The following is a 16,041-nucleotide window of genomic DNA, read 5'->3' on the forward strand; positions in this document are numbered from 1 at the left end:
GCGTCTCATCCCGCAGATGCAGCACCTGCATCCCGGGGCTGATGCGGACCCGGTGATCGTCTGCCAAGGTGAACCCCATGGGGGACTGGGAGACGAGCGGGCTCGCGGCGGCACTGGCCGTGGCGTGCGCGGCCGTGGTGGCGCTGACCGCGGCCCTGCTGCGGACGCGGCGGCGCTGGCGGGAGGCCGTCGGGGAGCGCGGCTGGCTGCTGGAACGGGAACGGGAGAGCGCGACCCGTGCCGCGATCGCCGCCGAACGCGACCGCATCGCCCGCGAGTTGCACGACATCGTCAGCCACAACGTCAGCCTCATGGTCGTCCAGGCGGGTGCCGCCCGGGAGGTGCTGGGCACCATGCCGGACGAGGCCGTGACGGCCCTGCGGGCGGTCGAGGACGCGGGACGCGGCGCGATGACGGACCTGCGTCATCTGCTGGGGCTGTTGGCGCCGTCGCCCAGCGGCGCGGACGACGACCTCGACGAGGGGCCGCGGAAGGGCCCGGGCCCCTACGGCGACGACACCACCGCCGACCTGACCCCGCAGCCGGGCCTCGACCGGCTCGGCCAACTCGTCGACCGGGTGTCCTTCGCGGGGCTGCCGGTCGAGGTCCGGATCTCCGGAGACCCGCGCCCCCTGCCCCAGGGGATCGGCGTGACGGCGTACCGCATCGTCCAGGAGGCGCTCACCAACGCGCTCAAGCACGGCGACGGAGGCAGCGCCGAGGTCACCGTGCGGTACGCGGACCACGCGCTGCGCGTGGAGGTGCTGAACAGCGGGCCGAGCGTGCTCACCGGCGGCACGCCGTCCGCGGGGCCGCGCCCGGCCCCGCAGCACCGGGACGGCGCCGGGCGCGGCCTGCTCGGGCTGCGCGAACGGGTCGCGGTCTACGGCGGTGACCTGGACGCCCGGCGCCGGCTCGGCGGCGGCTACCGGGTGCGGGCACGCATCCCCCTGGACCGGCCGTGACGACGGCCGGGCCGCCCACGGCGGCGCCCCTGCCCGAGCGGTCTCCTCGTGTGCTCGTCGTCGACGACCAGACGCTGATCAGGACCGGGTTCCGGCTGATCCTGACCGTACGCGGCATCGAGGTGGTCGGTGAGGCGGCGGACGGGGTGGAGGCGGTGGCGAAGGCGCGTGAACTCGTCCCGGACGTCGTGCTGATGGACATCCGCATGCCGGCCATGGACGGCCTGGACGCCACCCGCCGCATCCTCCGGGAGATTCCGGGCTGCCGGGTGCTGATGCTCACCACCTTCGACCTGGACCGCTACGTCTACACGGCCCTGTCGATCGGCGCGAGCGGCTTCCTGCTCAAGGACGTCACGCCCGAGCATCTGGCGGCGGCCGTACGCCTGGTCAGCACGGGTGACGCCCTGCTGGCTCCCTCCATCACCCGCCGCCTGGTGGAGCGCTTCGCCCCGGACCCCGCGGCGGGACCCTCCGCCGTCCCCGTCGACCTGGAGTCCCTGACCCCCCGCGAACGGGAGGTCCTCACGCTCCTGGGCCGTGGCCTGTCCAACACGGAACTCGCGGCGCACCTCACGCTGAGCGAGGCCACGGTGAAGTCGCACGTGGCACGGATCTTCGCCAAGCTGTCCCTGCGCGACCGCGCCCAGGCCGTCGTACTGGCGTATGAGACGGGGCTGGTCCGCCCCGGCCACGGCGGCGGGGCCGGGGGCGGGCATTAGCATCCTGCCCAGTCATCCCAGGTTTCCCCGGCCGGAAGGACCCCATGGCCCGCGCAGGACTGACCGCCGACCGCCTCACCGCGGCCGCCGCGGAACTCGCCGACGAGGTCGGGTTCGAGAACGTCAGCCTGTCCGCGCTGGCCCGGCACTTCGGCGTGAAGGACGCGAGCCTGTACTCGCACGTGCGGAACCTGCAGGACCTGCGGACGCGGGTCGCCCTGCTGGCCGGCGGCGAGATGATCGACCGGATCGCCGCCGCCGTCGCCGGACGCGCCGGCAAGGACGCGCTCACCGCCTTCGCGGACGCCTACCGGGACTACGCCCTGGCGCATCCCGGGCGGTACGCGGCGACCCAGATCCGGATCGACCAGGCCCTCGTCGCCGACTCCCCGGCCGTGCGCCGCACCGCGGAAATCACCTACGGCATGCTGCGCGCCTACGGCCTGGAGGAACCCGACCTCACCGACGCCGTCCGTCTGCTGCGCAGCACCTTCCACGGCTACTGCTCCCTGGAGTCGACCGGTGCCTTCGGCGCCCCCCGTGACGTACGGCGGTCCTGGGAGCGTGCAGTCGACGCGCTGCACACGGCGCTCGTGAACTGGCCCCGCAAGGAGCACGGTGTGCGGCCGCCCCAGCCGACCCGCTGACGACGCGCACTGCGAGCCGCGCCCGTATCTCCTGGTTCCCGCCTCCGACGAGGACTCGCGGCGGCTCGCCTCCGGCGGGTTCGCCGCCCGGGGCCCGCACCCAGAACGTCAGAGGAAGGGACCTCGGTGAGGTCCCCTCCCCTCCCCCACGCCTACGCCCTTGCGGTCCGCCCCGTCGGCTCGGTGACCGGCCGGTCCTCGGCCGCTGCCCCCGGCCGGACCAGCACCTCGCGTCCCGTGCTCCAGCGGACATGGACCTCACCGGACCGCACGAGACGCACCTGCGCCAGCTCGTGAAGCGGTGCGGGGTCGGTCTCGGCCGTGAGGCGGGCGAGGACGACGAACACGGTGGGCCCGTCGGCGGTGACGCCGGCCGGCTCCCCGTCCCCCGACAGACCGAGGACGGGGGCGATCTCGGCGTGCACGCCCTCACCCGCCGCCCACCCGGTGACGCGCACGGGCGTCCCGGGGGCGGCGCCCTCGACCTGGTGGACACGCACCTCCACCGCGCCCTCGACCACCACCACACTGGTGACGCGGACCCCGTCACCGGCCGAGTGCCGGGACGCCACCCAGCCCTCCCCCACCCCCAGCGGCACGATGTCCGTGCGGCTCGGGTCGTCGCCGACGATCACGCTGTTGTCGTACGACGGCGAGGGCGCCGTCGCGGTCGAGTAGGCGAGCCGCGTGTAGTACGGGTCGTAGCGGACGTCCTCGCTGCCGTGGTTGTGGAGGCGGACCAGACCGTCCGTACGCGTGGACTGCACCAGCCAGTTGGGGGCGGCGATCGCGGTGACGGCGTCCGCGCGCTCGACGGGGGCCGGTTCCTCCGGTGCCGTCCACACCTCGTGGTCCGGCGGCAGCAGCAGTCCGAGGAAGCCCTTGCTCGCCCAGTACGGGGACGCCGGGCCCGAATAGCCTTGCAGGACCGTCTCGTCGGGGCCGTGCCAGCCGAGGGTCAGCAGCCCGTCGGCATCCACCGCGCCCCGCTCCAGGAAGTACTTCAGCGCGCCGGAGGCCAGTCGCCGGGTCTCTCCCGGCGTGAGCGGCGTGCGACCCGTCAGGGCGCCGAGCCACAGCGGGGCCGTGGTCGCGAAACGGTAGGTCAGGGAGCGGCCCTGGTGCATGGGGGCGCCGTCGGCGCCGAACAGGCGGGCGTAGTCCTCCAGGTGGCGGGAGAGGCGGCCCCCGTACAGCTCCAGCAGCCGCTCGTCCCGCGCCAGCCAGGCGTGCAGCACCGGGTACAGGTGCATCGCCCAGCCGTTGTAGTAGTCGAACTTGCGGCCGTCGCCGTCGGTGTACCAGCCACCGCCGACGTACCAGTCCTCGATGCGCTCCAGTCCTCGGTCGATCGCCTTGCGGGACTCCTCGGCCGCGTGGCCGATCTCCTGGAGGAAGCCGCCCACCGTCACCGGGAACAACTCCCAGTTACAGGGCCAGGCTTCGGCGGTCACGGCGTCGGTGAGCCAGGCCGCCGCCCGCTGTCGCACCCCGTCGTCCAGCCGGTCCCACAGCAGTGGCCGGGTCAGCCGCAGCGCGAGGGCGATCGACGCGGCCTCGACCAGAGGCTGGCTGCGGTCCTCGATGCGGGGCCAGACCCCCGAGACGCCGGCCGCGAGTCCGTCGGCGTAGCGCTGCAACGCCGTCTCGTCCCGGCGGAAGGCGGCCAGGAGCAGCGTGCGGGCGTAGCCCTCCAGTCCGTCGGAGAGGCGTCCCGACCAGCTCTGGCGGTCACCGGGGAAGTGGTAGAGGGCCCGGTCCTCGGTGGCGTACGGCTCCACGGCGGCGAGCAGGGCGTCGGCCGCCGCATCCCAGTGGGCGCGGGTGCAGCCGGTGCGAGGGCTGAGGGTGCGGTCGTCGGGGGGCAGGTGCATCGGTTCTCTTTCTCACCGGCTCGGCTCGGACCTGGGACGCCCCGGTTCCGGTCGGGGCGCCCCAGGGGTTTCATCCCACCCGTACCAGGCCCTCGGGCACCAGACGCCGGGCGAGGAGTTCGTCGCGGACCAGGCCCGCGTACACCGTGGCGCCGTGCACCGAGGTGTGGGTGTTGTCCCGCTTCTCGTTGTAGAGGTACAGCGCCTTGGAGGCCTCGACGCCCAGGGACTCCACCAGCGCCTTCGTCTTCGCCGTCAGGTCGATCAGCGGGACGTCCTCGGCGGCGGCGACGGAGCGGATGACGGCCGGGTGGTCCACGCCCAGGCCGTTCACCAGCAGGGCCGTGCCGTTGTTGAGCGTGCCGTCGGCGTTGAACCAGCGGCGCACGATCGGGGTGACGAGGACCGGCTCGCCGCCCTTCTCGCGCACGCCTGCCACCAGGGTCTCCAGGTTGGCGCGGTAGGTCGCCTCGTCGGTCGTCTTGTCGTTGTGGGCGAGTTGGATCAGGACCAGGTCGCCGCGGCGGATCTGCGGCTGGACGGTGGCCCAGAGCTGCGGGTTCCCCAAGTAGGTGACCGTACTCTCGCCGGAGTCGGCGTAGTTGGCGACGGACACGCCCTTGCGGAGGTACTGCGGCAACTGCTGGCCCCAGCCGGAGTACGGGTCGCCGGGCTGGTCGCAGACCGTGGAGTCGCCGACGAGGAAGATCTGGCGTGCGTGCCGGGCCGGGGTGACCCTGATGTCGGCGAGTGCGGGCGCCGAGCCGCCGAGGGCCAGGTCCAGGCCGGGGGCGCCTGCGGGGCCCGTCGGCTCGCCCTCGGGTGTGCGGACGTTCACGGTGAAGCTGCGGGCGACGCGCTCCCCGGCGGGGGCCGCCGTCTCCTGGAGCAGCGCGCGGCGCGTCTCGCCGGTGACGCTCGTGCTGGACGCGGCCTCGCCGCCGAGGAGGACCTTCACGTCGTACGTGCCGGGTGGGACGTCGAAGTGGCAGGCGGTGGCGGTGCAGTTCTCGATGCCGAGGGGACGCTGAGCGCCGTACGGCTCATGGGCCTGAGCCGGTACGGCCGTCAGGACCGACAGGCCGGTGCTCAGCGTCACCGCCGCCAGGACGGCGCGGTTGAAACGTCTCATTCGTCGGCTCCTCCACAGGACGACATGGCCTGGCGCTGGACCGTACCCGTTTCTGCAAGCGCTTTCTAGACCTCAGTCCGGTTTCACAAGACTGCCAACTCCTCGGCGACGAAAGCCCTTTCGCGAAATCGATTCAACTGTCACCCTCGCTCTCACCCGCACCACCCCCACGTCTTCGAGCACCTCTCGAAGGAGGCACCCCCCATGTCCGGATCCACCCCCAGACCGGTCCGCCGCCGTACCTTCGTGCTCGGCACCGCGGCCGCCGCAGGCACGGCCGCGCTGAGCGGCACGGCCTCCGCCGCGGCCTTCGGCTGGAGTGACGACGGCTCGAACTACGTCGTCGACACCGGCGCCGACCTCGTCTTCAAGGTCAGCAAGACCAACGGCGACCTGACGTCGCTGGTCTACCGCGGCACGGAGTACCAGGGCTACGGCGGCATGAACTCGCACATCGAGTCGGGGCTCGGCACCTCCACCGTGTCGATCCGGCAGTCAGGGCCGACCATCCTGATCTCGGTCGCGTACGGCACGCTCAGGCACTACTACGCGGCCCGCAGCGGCGAGAACAACATCTACCTGTGGACCGACAAGGCCGACACGTCGGTCTCCGCGACCCGCTACATCCTGCGCGTGAAGAAGGGCCTGTTCCTCAACGACGAGCCCGACTCCTACACGTACACGAACAGGACCATCGAGGCCTCGGACGTCTTCGCGAAATCCGACGGCCAGACCCGCTCGAAGCACTACTCCAAGCTCCGGGTGATGGACTACGACTACGTCGGCTGGACATCGGGCGGCGTCGGCCTGTGGATCGTGCGCAGCAACCACGAGAAGGCGTCCGGCGGCCCGTTCTACCGCTCCCTGCTGCGGCACCAGAGCGCGGACGGCGGTGGCCTGTACGAGATCCTCCACTACGGACAGAACCAGACCGAGGCCCAGCGCTTCGGCCTGCAGGGCCCGTACGTCATCGCCCTCACGGACGGCGGGGCGCCCTCCTCGTCGCTGTTCCCGGGCACGCTCACCACCTCCTGGGCGGACTCGCTCGGCATGTCCGGGTACGTCGGCGCGAGCGGGCGCGGCAAGGTGGCCGGGGTCGGGATCTCCGGGCGCAACACGGCGTACCCGTACACGGTCGGGCTCGCCAACCCGGCGGCCCAGTACTGGGGTTCGGCGCGCTCCTCGGACGGCCACTTCTCCATCGGGGGTGTGCTGCCGGGGACGTACACCCTCACCGTCTTCAAGGGTGAACTCGCCGTCCACACGACCTCGGTGTCGGTCACGGCCGGTGGCACGACCACCCTCAACACGATCGCCATCCCGTCCTCGAACGACCCGAGCAACGCCACCGCCATCTGGCGGATCGGCGACTGGAACGGCACGCCGGGCGGCTTCAAGAACGCCGACCTGATGACGTACGCGCACCCCTCGGACGTCCGGGCGGCATCCTGGACCGGCAACGTGGTGATCGGCAACAACGAGACGGCGTCCTTCCCCTGCTACCTCTGGAAGGACGTCAACAGCGGGATCCTGGTGTACTTCAAGCTGACGGCGGCCCAGGCGGCGGCCGCGCACACCCTGCGGATAGGGGTGACGACGGCGTACGCCAACGGACGACCGCAGGTGTCGGTCAACGGCGCCTGGACGTCCGCCATCCCCTCCCCGCCCACCCAGCCGAACACCCGCTCGCTGACCAACGGTTCGTACCGGGGCAACAACCACACGTTCACGTACAGCGTGCCGGCGTCCGCCTGGCTGACGGACACCGGCCGGTACAACGTGCTGAAGATCGACGTGGTGAGCGGTTCGGGGACGACGGGCTATCTCAGCGCGGGCACGGCGATCGACGCGATCGACCTGCTCGCCTGACGACACCTCATGTCCCGCGCGCCCACTGCTGGTTCGTGCCGCCGTTGCACGTGTACGTGATGATGGCGGCGGAGTTGGCGGTGGACGCGCCGTTCACGTCCAGGCATTCGCCGGTCGCACGGGACTTGACGTTCACGTAGGAGCCGGTGGTGGTGAGCGACCACTGCTGACTGGTCGAGGAGGCGTTGCAGTTCTCCTGCGTCACCGTGTTCGCGTTCTCCTGGACGCACAGGGAGCTGCTCCTGACCATCAGTTGGTAGGAGCCGCTGCCCACCGACTTGAACCAGTACTTCTGGTTGTTGCCGCCGTTGCAGTCGTACTGCTTGATCTGCGCGCCGGCCCACAGCGACTGACTGGTGACATCGGCGCACCTGCCGCTGTGCCGAGCGACGAGCGTGTTGTACGTGGCGTTCGTCCCGCTGATCGACCCGGTGGCCGTGTCGATGGTGACCTCCGGGGACCAGGACATGGACATCGAGGTCGAGGAGGGGAAGGTCAGCGGCAGCCAGACGTAACGGGAGTCGTTGACGGTGCCGCCGAAGGAGTTGCCCCAGCGGTCGCCCATGTACAGGTACGAGGTCGTGGAGCTGCCCTGCACGGGAAGGACGTAGGCGGTCTGCGAACCGTACGTCGTGGAGTCGCCGATGTTCCTCATGGCCGACCAGGGGCCGGTGATGCTGGTGGCCGTGGCGTACTGCTGCTGGTTGGGGTTCCAGCCGGTGGCGCCCGAGGTCAGCATGAAGTAGACGCCGTTCCGCTTGAACAGCGCGGGCGCCTCGCGGTGACCGCCCGGCCAGGGGTTGGCGACCAGGCTCGCGATGCCGGTGTAGTCGGCGGTGAGGCGGTAGATCTGCAGGTCGTAGTTCTCGCGGGCCGCGGAGATCATGTAGCCGGCGCCGTCGGTGTCGACGAAGACCGTGATGTCCCGGGACATGTGCTGGCCGAGCGGCCGGAAGCTGCCCTTCCAGGTGTAGTTCCCGTCGACGGTGTCGGAGACGGCGACCGCGGCGCGGGCCTCGCTGTAGTCGGTGCCGTTCTCCTTGTGCATCCACATCACGAACTTGCCGGTGGCCGCGTTGTACATGACCTTCGGCCGCTCGATGTTGGCCGTCGCCAGCTCGGGGTCACTGGCCTCGGTCAGGACGTGGTTGCGGAACTCCCAGTTCTTCAGGTCGGTCGAGCGGTAGGCGTCCACGTACCGGAAGGTGTTGTCGGGGTTGCGGTGCTCGCCGAACCAGTAGTAGTAGGTGCCGACCTTGATGACACCGCCGCCGTGGGCGTGCACGGGATTGCCCGCGGTGTCCTTGAACTGCGCGCCGTTGGTGAGTGTCTGCGGCGCGGCCTGGGCGGGGCCGGCGGTGGCGAGGGCGCCGAACAGGCCGAGGCACACGGCGAGAAGAGTGGCGTACGCGCGTCTCATGTCATGCTCCTGCCTGCGCGGTATCGGCGACCGGGATGCCGAAGTCCGGTGTTCCGTCCGGCTTCCAGCCGAGCTTCTGGACACGGGTGTGGCGGTTGGGGTCGTTCAGGGGATCGCCGTCGATCTCCTTGTACTGGCGGGCGTGGTAGACGAGGACGTCGGTGCGGCCGTCCTCGGCGACGGTGAAGCAGTTGTGGCCGGGGCCGTACTGCTTGGTCGTGTCGTTGCTGGTGAAGACCGGCGTCGGCGACTTGGTCCAGCTCATCGGGTCCAGGAGGTGGCTGTCGGCGTCGGCGGTCAGCAGGCCCACGCAGTAGTTGAAGTCGGTGGCGCTGGCCGAGTACGTCATGAACAGGCGGCCGTTGCGCTTGAGGACGTACGGGCCCTCGTTGACCTTGAAGCCGATGCACTCCCAGTCGTACTCCGGTGTGGACAGGCGCACCTGAGGTCCCTTCAGGGTCCATGGGTTGGCCATCTCGGACAGGAAGATGCCGGTGTTGTTGGCCATGCCGGGCTCGTGCTGCGCCCAGGCGAGGTAGCGCCTGCCCCGGTGGGTGAAGGTGGTGGCGTCCAGGGAGAAGGTCTCCCAGGCCGTCTTGACCTGGCCCTTCTCCACCCAGGTGCCCTTGAAGGGGTTGGGGTGGGCGTTCTCCAGCACCCATATGCGGATCGCCCAGACGTCCTCGGCGGGCGCGGAGGCGAAGTAGATGTACCACTTGCCGCCGATGCGGTGCAGTTCGGGCGCCCAGATGTGGGCGCCCATGGGACCGGTGGGGTGGGCCCTCCAGAGGACGGACTCGTCCGCCGTGCCGAGTCCGCCCAGGGTGCGGGAGCGGCGCAGGATGATCCGGTCGTACTCGGGTGCGGTCGCGGTGAAGTAGTAGAAACCGTCCTTGTGCCGGTGGATGTGCGGGTCGGCCCGGTTGCGGACGAGCGGGTTGACGCAGGGGGCCGGCTCGGGCCGTCCGGCCGGGGTGGCCGCCGGGGCGGCTGTTGCGGCGGTGGCGGCACCGGGGACGGCGGCGAGGACACCGGCGGCTGCGGCGCCCATCAACAGCGCCCTACGGCTGGGGGGTTCGGGCAGAGCGTGGTCGCGGTCGCGGCTCATGCGGGGGGCCTGCCTCTCCATGGGGGGAAACACACGGCGTAATCACCTGATGCTTCGCCAGACATCAGCGATCGTCTGGTATTTCGAACACCATCTGTGATTACGAACGCCGAAAAGGTAAGGGGGTGGCACAAGGAGGTCAACGGGTCCGACGGTATGAACACGACTCGACCCGGCGGCCCTACGGCCGCTGGTGGTCGGCGGAGCCCATCGCTTCCACCCACCACGAACCCGGAGCCCGGTCGGCCGTCCGATTTTCTGTTTTTCTGTTATCCGTCACCCCGGTCCGCGTCTCCGGTACGTGCGCAGCCTCATCCACACCGCAGCAGCGGCCGTCGGCGCTCTCGCCGCGGTCGCCGCCCTGACCGTGGCCGCTCCCCCGGCGGCCGCCGCCACCCGCGACGCGACCGCCGACGTACTCGCCGGCCGGGACGTGACGCTCGACGGCGACACAGTGATCACCGTCCCACCGGGTACCACCACCTACGACGGCGTCCTGAGCGGCCGGGGCACGCTCACCGTCCGGGGCACCGGGACGCTGATCCTGACCAGGGACGGCGACTTCACGCTGCCCCGGTCCCGGCAGCGGCAGCACGTACGGATCCAGGGCGGGAACCACCCGTACGTCACCACGACGGACCCGGACCCGCCCGCGATCACGGTCGCGCGCGGGGCGACCCTCCAGTACGGCGACGGCGGCACGACCGGGCTGATCGGCCACTTCCCGTACGGCACCCCGGCGTTCCGGCTCAACCAGAACAACATCCGGGTCGACGGCACACTGCGCCTGGCCCTGAGGAGCGCCTACAACCTGGGCACCATCAGCGGCTCCGGCCTGATCACCCAGCCGCGGTTCCTGTGGGGCACGTGGGACCTGGCGGGCGCCCATCCCTTCTCCGGGGTGATCGACAACGGCACCCAGACGAACGCCGGGCGGCCCGAGTACGCGACCGCGCTGCCCCACGTCCGCAAGGTCCTCAACCAGGGGACCTGGACCGTGGACACCCCGCTGGGCAAGACCGTCACCCTGGGCATGGACTTCTACCAGCGCGAGTACGGCAGCGACATCAACGTCCAGTCCCGGCCGGGCGGCAAGGTCGTGCTGACCGGGCAGTACAGCTGGTCGGACCGGGGCGGGGACACCGACCCCTCGCTCAGCGACCCGTCCCTGAACTGGACGCCCGCGCGGAAGAACGTCAACAAGCGCGGCACCAACATCAAGGGCGCCGACGTCCAGTGGGGCGACGGGACGACCGACAGGATCTTCATGCCGGGCACGGCCGAGACGGTCTACATCAACCTGCTGGCGGCGCGCTCCCGGTCCCGCCTGACGTTCGACTACAACGGCCCGGTGACGCTGGGCGCCCCCATCGGCGGCGGCCGGTTCCACGACACGCTCGCGGCACCCGGCGCGGGGGACGTCGTCATCAAGGGGACACAGGGCAACGACGTCACCTTCGCCGCCGTCCAGTACTACGACGGATCGACGACCGTCGAGAAGGGCGCCGTGCTGCGGCTGGGCAGCGGCAGGCCCGGCGGAGACGGCGGGCTCTACACGCGCGGCGGGCACCACAGGGTCGTCAACGACGGCTCGCTGGTGCTGAACAACACCCGCAGGGCGCTGTCGCTGTCGCGGATCAGCGGCGGCGGGTCGCTCACGCAGGCGGGCACGGCGACGACGACCCTGACCGGGAGCGCGGTGACGTACACCGGCCCGACCACGGTCAGGAAGGGCACGCTGGCACTGCGCGCCGGGGCGACCCTCGGCCACAGCAGGGCGATCCGGCTGACGTCGGCTCGGTCGCGTCTGGACGCGGGCGCCTCGGGACTGCGGGTGACCTCGGCACTGACCGGCAAGGGCACCGTGAAGGGTGCGGTGACGAACGACGGCGCGGTGACGGGCGGACTGACCGTGTCCGGCTCGTACGCGCAGTCGGCGCGGGGCGAACTGGTACTGCGTGACGCTCCGTTGACGGTGACGGGAGCGGTCCGGCTGGCCGGGGACCTGGACCTCGCGTCCGTCGCGACCGCGTCGCGGCCCGCCGGGAGGATCACCATCCTGGACCACAGGGGCCGGTCGAGGACGACCGGCGCCTTCGACGGCCTGGCGGAGGGCGAGCGGCTGAAGCTGAACGACACGACGTACCGGATCAGCTATCGGGGCGGCGACGGCAACGACGTGGTCCTGACCGCCGTCAGCGCGAGCCCCTCCTCCGGCGCGCCCCGCGGAGCGGCGGACACCCTCGTCTCCCCCGACGCCCGGACCGCGGGCACTGCGACCGGCGGCCTCGGCTGGTGGCCGTATGTCCTGGCCTCGGGGCTGCTGGTGGGGCTCGCGGTACCGGCGACGAGGCTGGGCAGGAGACGACGCGGTGGCCATCGGGGCGGACGGCACGCGGCCTAGGGTGCCCGGTGGTCCGTCCCGCGTTCCGGGCACCGGTCCCGTCTCGACTACCGTCGTCAGCATGACCAGCACCATCACCCTCGCCGAAGCCCTCACCGCCGGGACCGTCGTACTCGACGGCGGCATGTCCAACCAGCTGGAAGCCGCGGGGCACGATCTCAGCGACGAACTGTGGTCGGCGCGGCTGCTCGCGGAGCGGCCCGAGGCGATCACCGAGGCGCACCTGGCGTACTTCCAGGCGGGGGCGGACGTGGCGATCACGTCCAGTTACCAGGCCACCTTCGAGGGCTTCGCGAAGCGCGGGATCGGGCCGGAGCGGGCGGCGGAGCTCCTCGCCCTGAGCGTGGAGCTGGCGCGCGAGGCGGTACGGCAGGCGGGCGCCGCTGGTGTCACCCGGCCGCTGTGGGTGGCCGCGTCCGTCGGGCCGTACGGGGCGATGCTGGCGGACGGCTCCGAGTACCGGGGGCGGTACGGCCTCGGCGTCGACGAGCTGGAGCGCTTCCACCGGCCCCGTCTGGAGGTACTGGCCGGCGCCCGGCCCGACGTGCTGGCCCTGGAGACGGTCCCGGACACCGACGAGGCCGAGGCACTGCTGCGGGCGGTGCGCGGGCTCGGCGTCCCGGCCTGGCTGTCGTACTCCGTCGCCGGTGACCGTACCCGTGCGGGGCAGCCGCTGGAGCAGGCGTTCGCCCTGGCCGCTAACGCCGACGAGGTGATCGCGGTCGGCGTGAACTGCTGTGCCCCCGAGGACGTCGACGGTGCGATCGCCACCGCGGCGCGCGTCACGGGCAAGCCGGTCGTCGTCTACCCCAACAGCGGCGAGGCCTGGAACGCCGAGGCCCGTGCGTGGGACGGGCGTTCCTCCTTCGCCACCGAGCAGGTGCGCGGATGGCGGCAGTCCGGGGCCCGGCTGATCGGCGGGTGCTGCCGGGTGGGTCCGGAGGCCATCGGCTCCATCGCGCGTACGTTGACTCAGGCGCCGTAGCCGCCGGCGGGCGTGACGCGCCCGGAGCCGGGTGCCCTGCCGGATCCGGCGCCGGCCCGGACGCGCGTCGTGCCGGCAACCGGCCGGATCGGCGGTGAGGCTGCCGCCACGTCAGTTTCCGGACATCGCCGACCGCGCCTCGCCGTCGTTCTCGAACGGTGATCGGATACTCTGACCGCGCCGTCGTGTGACGATCGCCGGGCAAACCCTGGGGGCCACTGATCGCCCGGCGGAACCACCGGCATCTGCGTCAGGACGCGTGACGTGCCCGTCCACCCGTCCCTTGGGGATGCATGTGTCGCGAGCGCGCACGAAGGAGACAGCCATGGGGGACCGAACGCCCGACACCAGCGTCCTCGGCCAGGACGACCCACCGACGCAGCGCTCCCGCGCGCAAGGCGATCAGGCCCGCACTCCGGCCGGCCCGGACACCGACCGCCCGTCGGACGATCCGGCGTCGGACTCGGCACCTGCGGAGACGCCGGGTGAGGCGACCGAGTCGGGGGATTCGGACGAGTCCGCGCCGGGGGAGCCGACAGGGACGCGGGAGACAGCCGCGGGAGCGGCACGGCCTGATGATCCGGAGGGGTCCGAGGCAGCGGGTATATCCGACGGGCCGCAAGAACCCGAGGCAACAAGCACCGCCGACGAGCCGCAAGAACCCGAGGCAGCAAGCACCGCCGACGGGCCGCAAGAACCCGAGGCAGCAAGCACCGCCGACGGGCCGCAAGAACCCGAGGCAGCGGATGCGTCGGGAGCTGCGGAGGAACCTCAGCGGACGACGGACTCCGTGGACGAGCCCTCGGACGTCGACGACGCCGACCAAGCGGACACGGCGCCCCGCCAAGGCACCGACGTCACCGAAGCCACCGCCGAAGACGACACCATCCCGCCACAGGCGGGCATCGACACGGCTGCCCGAAGCGGCGCCGCGACCTCGGACGAGACCGCCGAACCGACCGCCCGGGACGAGGACACGGCACCGGACGGGGGCGCCGAAGCCACCGCCGAGGGCGACGACACGGAGCCGGGCAAGGACGCCGAACCGGACACCGACGACGACGGCACCGCGACGGACAACGATGCCCAAGCAGCCCCCGACGGCGGCACGAAGTCCGGCCAGGACACCGAACCGGCCACCGAAGACGACGGCACCGCGACGGACAACGATGCCCAAGCAGCCCCCGACGGCGGCACGAAGTCCGGCGAGGACACCGAACCGGCCACCGAAGACGACGGCACCGCGACGGACAACGATGCCCAGGCAACCCCCGAGGGCGGCACGAAGTCCGGCCAGGACGCCGAAGCGGACGACTCCGAGCCGGGTGACGAAGCCGGACCGGCCCCTGAGGGCGACGGCGCGGAGCCGGACAAGGACACCGAACGCCCCGCCGAGGACAAGAGCTCCGGTTCGGCTGCCGCCGACGAGCCCGGCGACGCCACCCCGGCGGAGTCCTCCGAGAGCACGCGGACGGTCGCGTTGCGGCCGCCGAAGGACGTGGCCGGATCCGACAGGACGATGACGCTCGGCGTCGCCGACCTGCCGCCCGTGGAGCCGCGCACTCCCCCGGCCTCGCCCATCGACCTGCTCGCGCAGCTCACCAACACGCCGCCGCCACCGAACACTCCGGCCCGCACGGCCCTGCGCCGGGTCAAGATCTGGTCGCCCCTCGTGGCGCTGCTGGTGCTGGTCGCGCTGGTCGTGCAGGTGGTGCGCCCGTTGCCCGAGCCGAGCCTCGTGGTCGACACGAAGGCGGCGTCGTTCACCGTGGGCGGCGGTACGTTCAGCATGCCGTGGCCCGAGAAGGGGCAGGCCGCGGTCATGGTCGCGGGCTCGGGCAGCATCGGGGCGTTCGGGGAGCAGAAGCCCGTCCCGACGGCGAGCGTCGCCAAGATCATGACGGCGTACGTGATCCTCCGCGAGCACCCGATCGAGCGGGACGAGCCCGGCCCGACCGTCACGGTCGACGCCAGGACCGTGGAGGAAGGCAACGCCAAGCACGAGTCACGCATCGTGGGACTGCGGGTCGGACAGAAGTACAGCCTGCAGGACATGCTGAAGATGCTGATGATCCCGTCGGGCAACAACGTGGCCCGGCTGCTCGCCCGGTGGGCCACCGGAGCAGCGGACGAGACCGCGTTCGTCCGGAAGATGAACGAGGCAGCCAGGTCGCTCGGCATGAAGAACACGACGTACACCGACCCCAGCGGGCTGGACAAGGGGACCGTCAGCACGGCCGTCGACCAGCTCAAGCTGGCCGAGGCGGTCATGAGGTTCGACTCCTTCCGGATGGTCGTCGCCCTGCCGGACGCCGAGATACCCGGGGTCGGGCGCATCTACAACAACAACAGTCTGACCACGGCCGGACTGAGCGTCAGAGGTATCAAGACCGGCTCCAACACCCCCGCCGGCGGCACGCTGTCCTGGGCGGCGTACAAGACGGTGGACGGCGAGGACCGGCTGATCCTGGGCACGATGATGGACCAGCACGTCACGGGTCCGGACCCCAACGGCTCGAACAGCCTCGCGCTGGTGCTGGCCAACAGCAAGAAGGTCATCAAGGCGGTCCGTGACGCCCTCACGTCCGCGACGGCGGTGCGCAAGGGCCAGGTCGTCGGACACGTCGACGACGGCCTGGGCGGCCGTACACCGGTGGTGGCCACCAAGGACCTGAAGGTGGTCGGAACTCCGGGACAGAAGCTGAAGCTCACGTTCCGCGAGGGGGACAAGGACATCGTCGGCGGGATGAAGGCCGGGACCGTCGTCGGCGAACTCACCCTGGGGGGCGTCACGGGGGCGGAACGCGTCCCGGTGGCACTGCAGTCGGAGCTCCAGGAACCGTCTCTCGGGGCGAAGTTGACCCGGATCGGCTGAGGCGGGCCGGACGGCCGAAGCCGGCGGCCGGTTTCCTCGG

Annotated in this window: 11 protein-coding genes; 7 read left to right on the forward strand and 4 right to left on the reverse strand. The window is 71.5% G+C overall.

What is annotated here, in order from left to right; translation table 11 throughout:
* The first annotated feature begins 77 nt into the window (after window positions 1-77).
* From ACFYNL_RS30130 to ACFYNL_RS30140, 3 genes are read left to right on the forward strand one after another with little or no spacing between them, the layout of a single operon-like run.
* Window positions 78-965, forward strand: coding sequence for a sensor histidine kinase (locus ACFYNL_RS30130; protein WP_388808636.1), 888 nt, complete (start codon window positions 78-80; stop codon window positions 963-965).
* A complete protein-coding gene (locus ACFYNL_RS30135) occupies window positions 962-1,687 on the forward strand; it encodes a response regulator (RefSeq protein ID WP_388808638.1) in 726 nt (241 codons plus the stop codon). Before ACFYNL_RS30130 ends, ACFYNL_RS30135 begins: the two co-directional genes overlap by 4 nt.
* A 44-nt stretch (window positions 1,688-1,731) precedes the next feature.
* A complete protein-coding gene (locus tag ACFYNL_RS30140; RefSeq protein ID WP_388808640.1) occupies window positions 1,732-2,334 on the forward strand; it encodes a TetR/AcrR family transcriptional regulator in 603 nt (200 codons plus the stop codon).
* 152 nt (window positions 2,335-2,486) lie between these two features.
* Here ACFYNL_RS30140 and ACFYNL_RS30145 read toward each other — a convergent pair whose 3' ends face one another.
* Window positions 2,487-4,208: a DUF2264 domain-containing protein gene (locus ACFYNL_RS30145; protein WP_388808642.1), complete on the reverse strand. Its 1,722-nt coding sequence runs from the start codon at window positions 4,206-4,208 to the stop codon at window positions 2,487-2,489.
* A 70-nt stretch (window positions 4,209-4,278) separates the two neighbouring features.
* A complete protein-coding gene (locus tag ACFYNL_RS30150) occupies window positions 4,279-5,340 on the reverse strand; it encodes a rhamnogalacturonan acetylesterase (protein WP_388808644.1) in 1,062 nt (353 codons plus the stop codon).
* Window positions 5,341-5,544: 204 nt separating this feature from the next.
* Between ACFYNL_RS30150 and ACFYNL_RS30155 the strand changes: the two genes are divergently transcribed.
* Entirely contained in the window at window positions 5,545-7,209 is a 1,665-nt protein-coding gene (locus tag ACFYNL_RS30155) for a rhamnogalacturonan lyase B N-terminal domain-containing protein (protein WP_388808646.1), read from the forward strand.
* A 7-nt stretch (window positions 7,210-7,216) separates the two neighbouring features.
* Here ACFYNL_RS30155 and ACFYNL_RS30160 read toward each other — a convergent pair whose 3' ends face one another.
* Together ACFYNL_RS30160 and ACFYNL_RS30165 are read right to left on the reverse strand one after the other, a co-directional pair.
* Window positions 7,217-8,629, reverse strand: coding sequence for a family 43 glycosylhydrolase (locus tag ACFYNL_RS30160; RefSeq protein WP_388808649.1), 1,413 nt, complete (start codon window positions 8,627-8,629; stop codon window positions 7,217-7,219).
* A 1-nt stretch (window position 8,630) separates the two neighbouring features.
* On the reverse strand, window positions 8,631-9,737 hold the full coding sequence (locus tag ACFYNL_RS30165) for a family 43 glycosylhydrolase (protein ID WP_388808651.1): 1,107 nt from the start codon (window positions 9,735-9,737) through the stop codon (window positions 8,631-8,633).
* Between the two features lie 301 nt (window positions 9,738-10,038).
* Between ACFYNL_RS30165 and ACFYNL_RS30170 the strand changes: the two genes are divergently transcribed.
* The 3 genes from ACFYNL_RS30170 to ACFYNL_RS30180 all read left to right on the forward strand — a co-directional run bounded on the left by ACFYNL_RS30170 (window position 10,039) and on the right by ACFYNL_RS30180 (window position 16,001).
* The gene (locus ACFYNL_RS30170) at window positions 10,039-12,141 is read left to right on the forward strand and encodes an autotransporter (protein WP_388808653.1); all 2,103 of its coding nucleotides are present in this window, start codon (window positions 10,039-10,041) and stop codon (window positions 12,139-12,141) included.
* Window positions 12,142-12,202: 61 nt separating this feature from the next.
* Complete coding sequence (mmuM, locus tag ACFYNL_RS30175) at window positions 12,203-13,126, forward strand: homocysteine S-methyltransferase (RefSeq protein ID WP_388808656.1); 924 nt, start codon at window positions 12,203-12,205, stop codon at window positions 13,124-13,126.
* Window positions 13,127-13,916: 790 nt separating this feature from the next.
* Entirely contained in the window at window positions 13,917-16,001 is a 2,085-nt protein-coding gene (locus ACFYNL_RS30180) for a serine hydrolase (protein WP_388808659.1), read from the forward strand.
* The last annotated feature ends 40 nt before the right edge of the window (window positions 16,002-16,041 follow it).

The organism is Streptomyces sp. NPDC007808 (assembly GCF_042868655.1).
Lineage (GTDB): Bacteria > Actinomycetota > Actinomycetes > Streptomycetales > Streptomycetaceae > Streptomyces.

Bases quoted from the DNA above. Each gene is read 5' to 3' on its own strand.
- ACFYNL_RS30160 (WP_388808649.1), bottom strand. From the start codon at position 8,629: ATGAGACGCGCGTACGCCACTCTTCTCGCCGTGTGCCTCGGCCTGTTC.
- ACFYNL_RS30150 (WP_388808644.1), bottom strand. From the start codon at position 5,340: ATGAGACGTTTCAACCGCGCCGTCCTGGCGGCGGTGACGCTGAGCACC.
- ACFYNL_RS30140 (WP_388808640.1), top strand. From the start codon at position 1,732: ATGGCCCGCGCAGGACTGACCGCCGACCGCCTCACCGCGGCCGCCGCG.
- ACFYNL_RS30130 (WP_388808636.1), top strand. From the start codon at position 78: ATGGGGGACTGGGAGACGAGCGGGCTCGCGGCGGCACTGGCCGTGGCG.
- mmuM (WP_388808656.1), top strand. From the start codon at position 12,203: ATGACCAGCACCATCACCCTCGCCGAAGCCCTCACCGCCGGGACCGTC.
- ACFYNL_RS30155 (WP_388808646.1), top strand. From the start codon at position 5,545: ATGTCCGGATCCACCCCCAGACCGGTCCGCCGCCGTACCTTCGTGCTC.
- ACFYNL_RS30145 (WP_388808642.1), bottom strand. From the start codon at position 4,208: ATGCACCTGCCCCCCGACGACCGCACCCTCAGCCCTCGCACCGGCTGC.
- ACFYNL_RS30165 (WP_388808651.1), bottom strand. From the start codon at position 9,737: ATGAGCCGCGACCGCGACCACGCTCTGCCCGAACCCCCCAGCCGTAGG.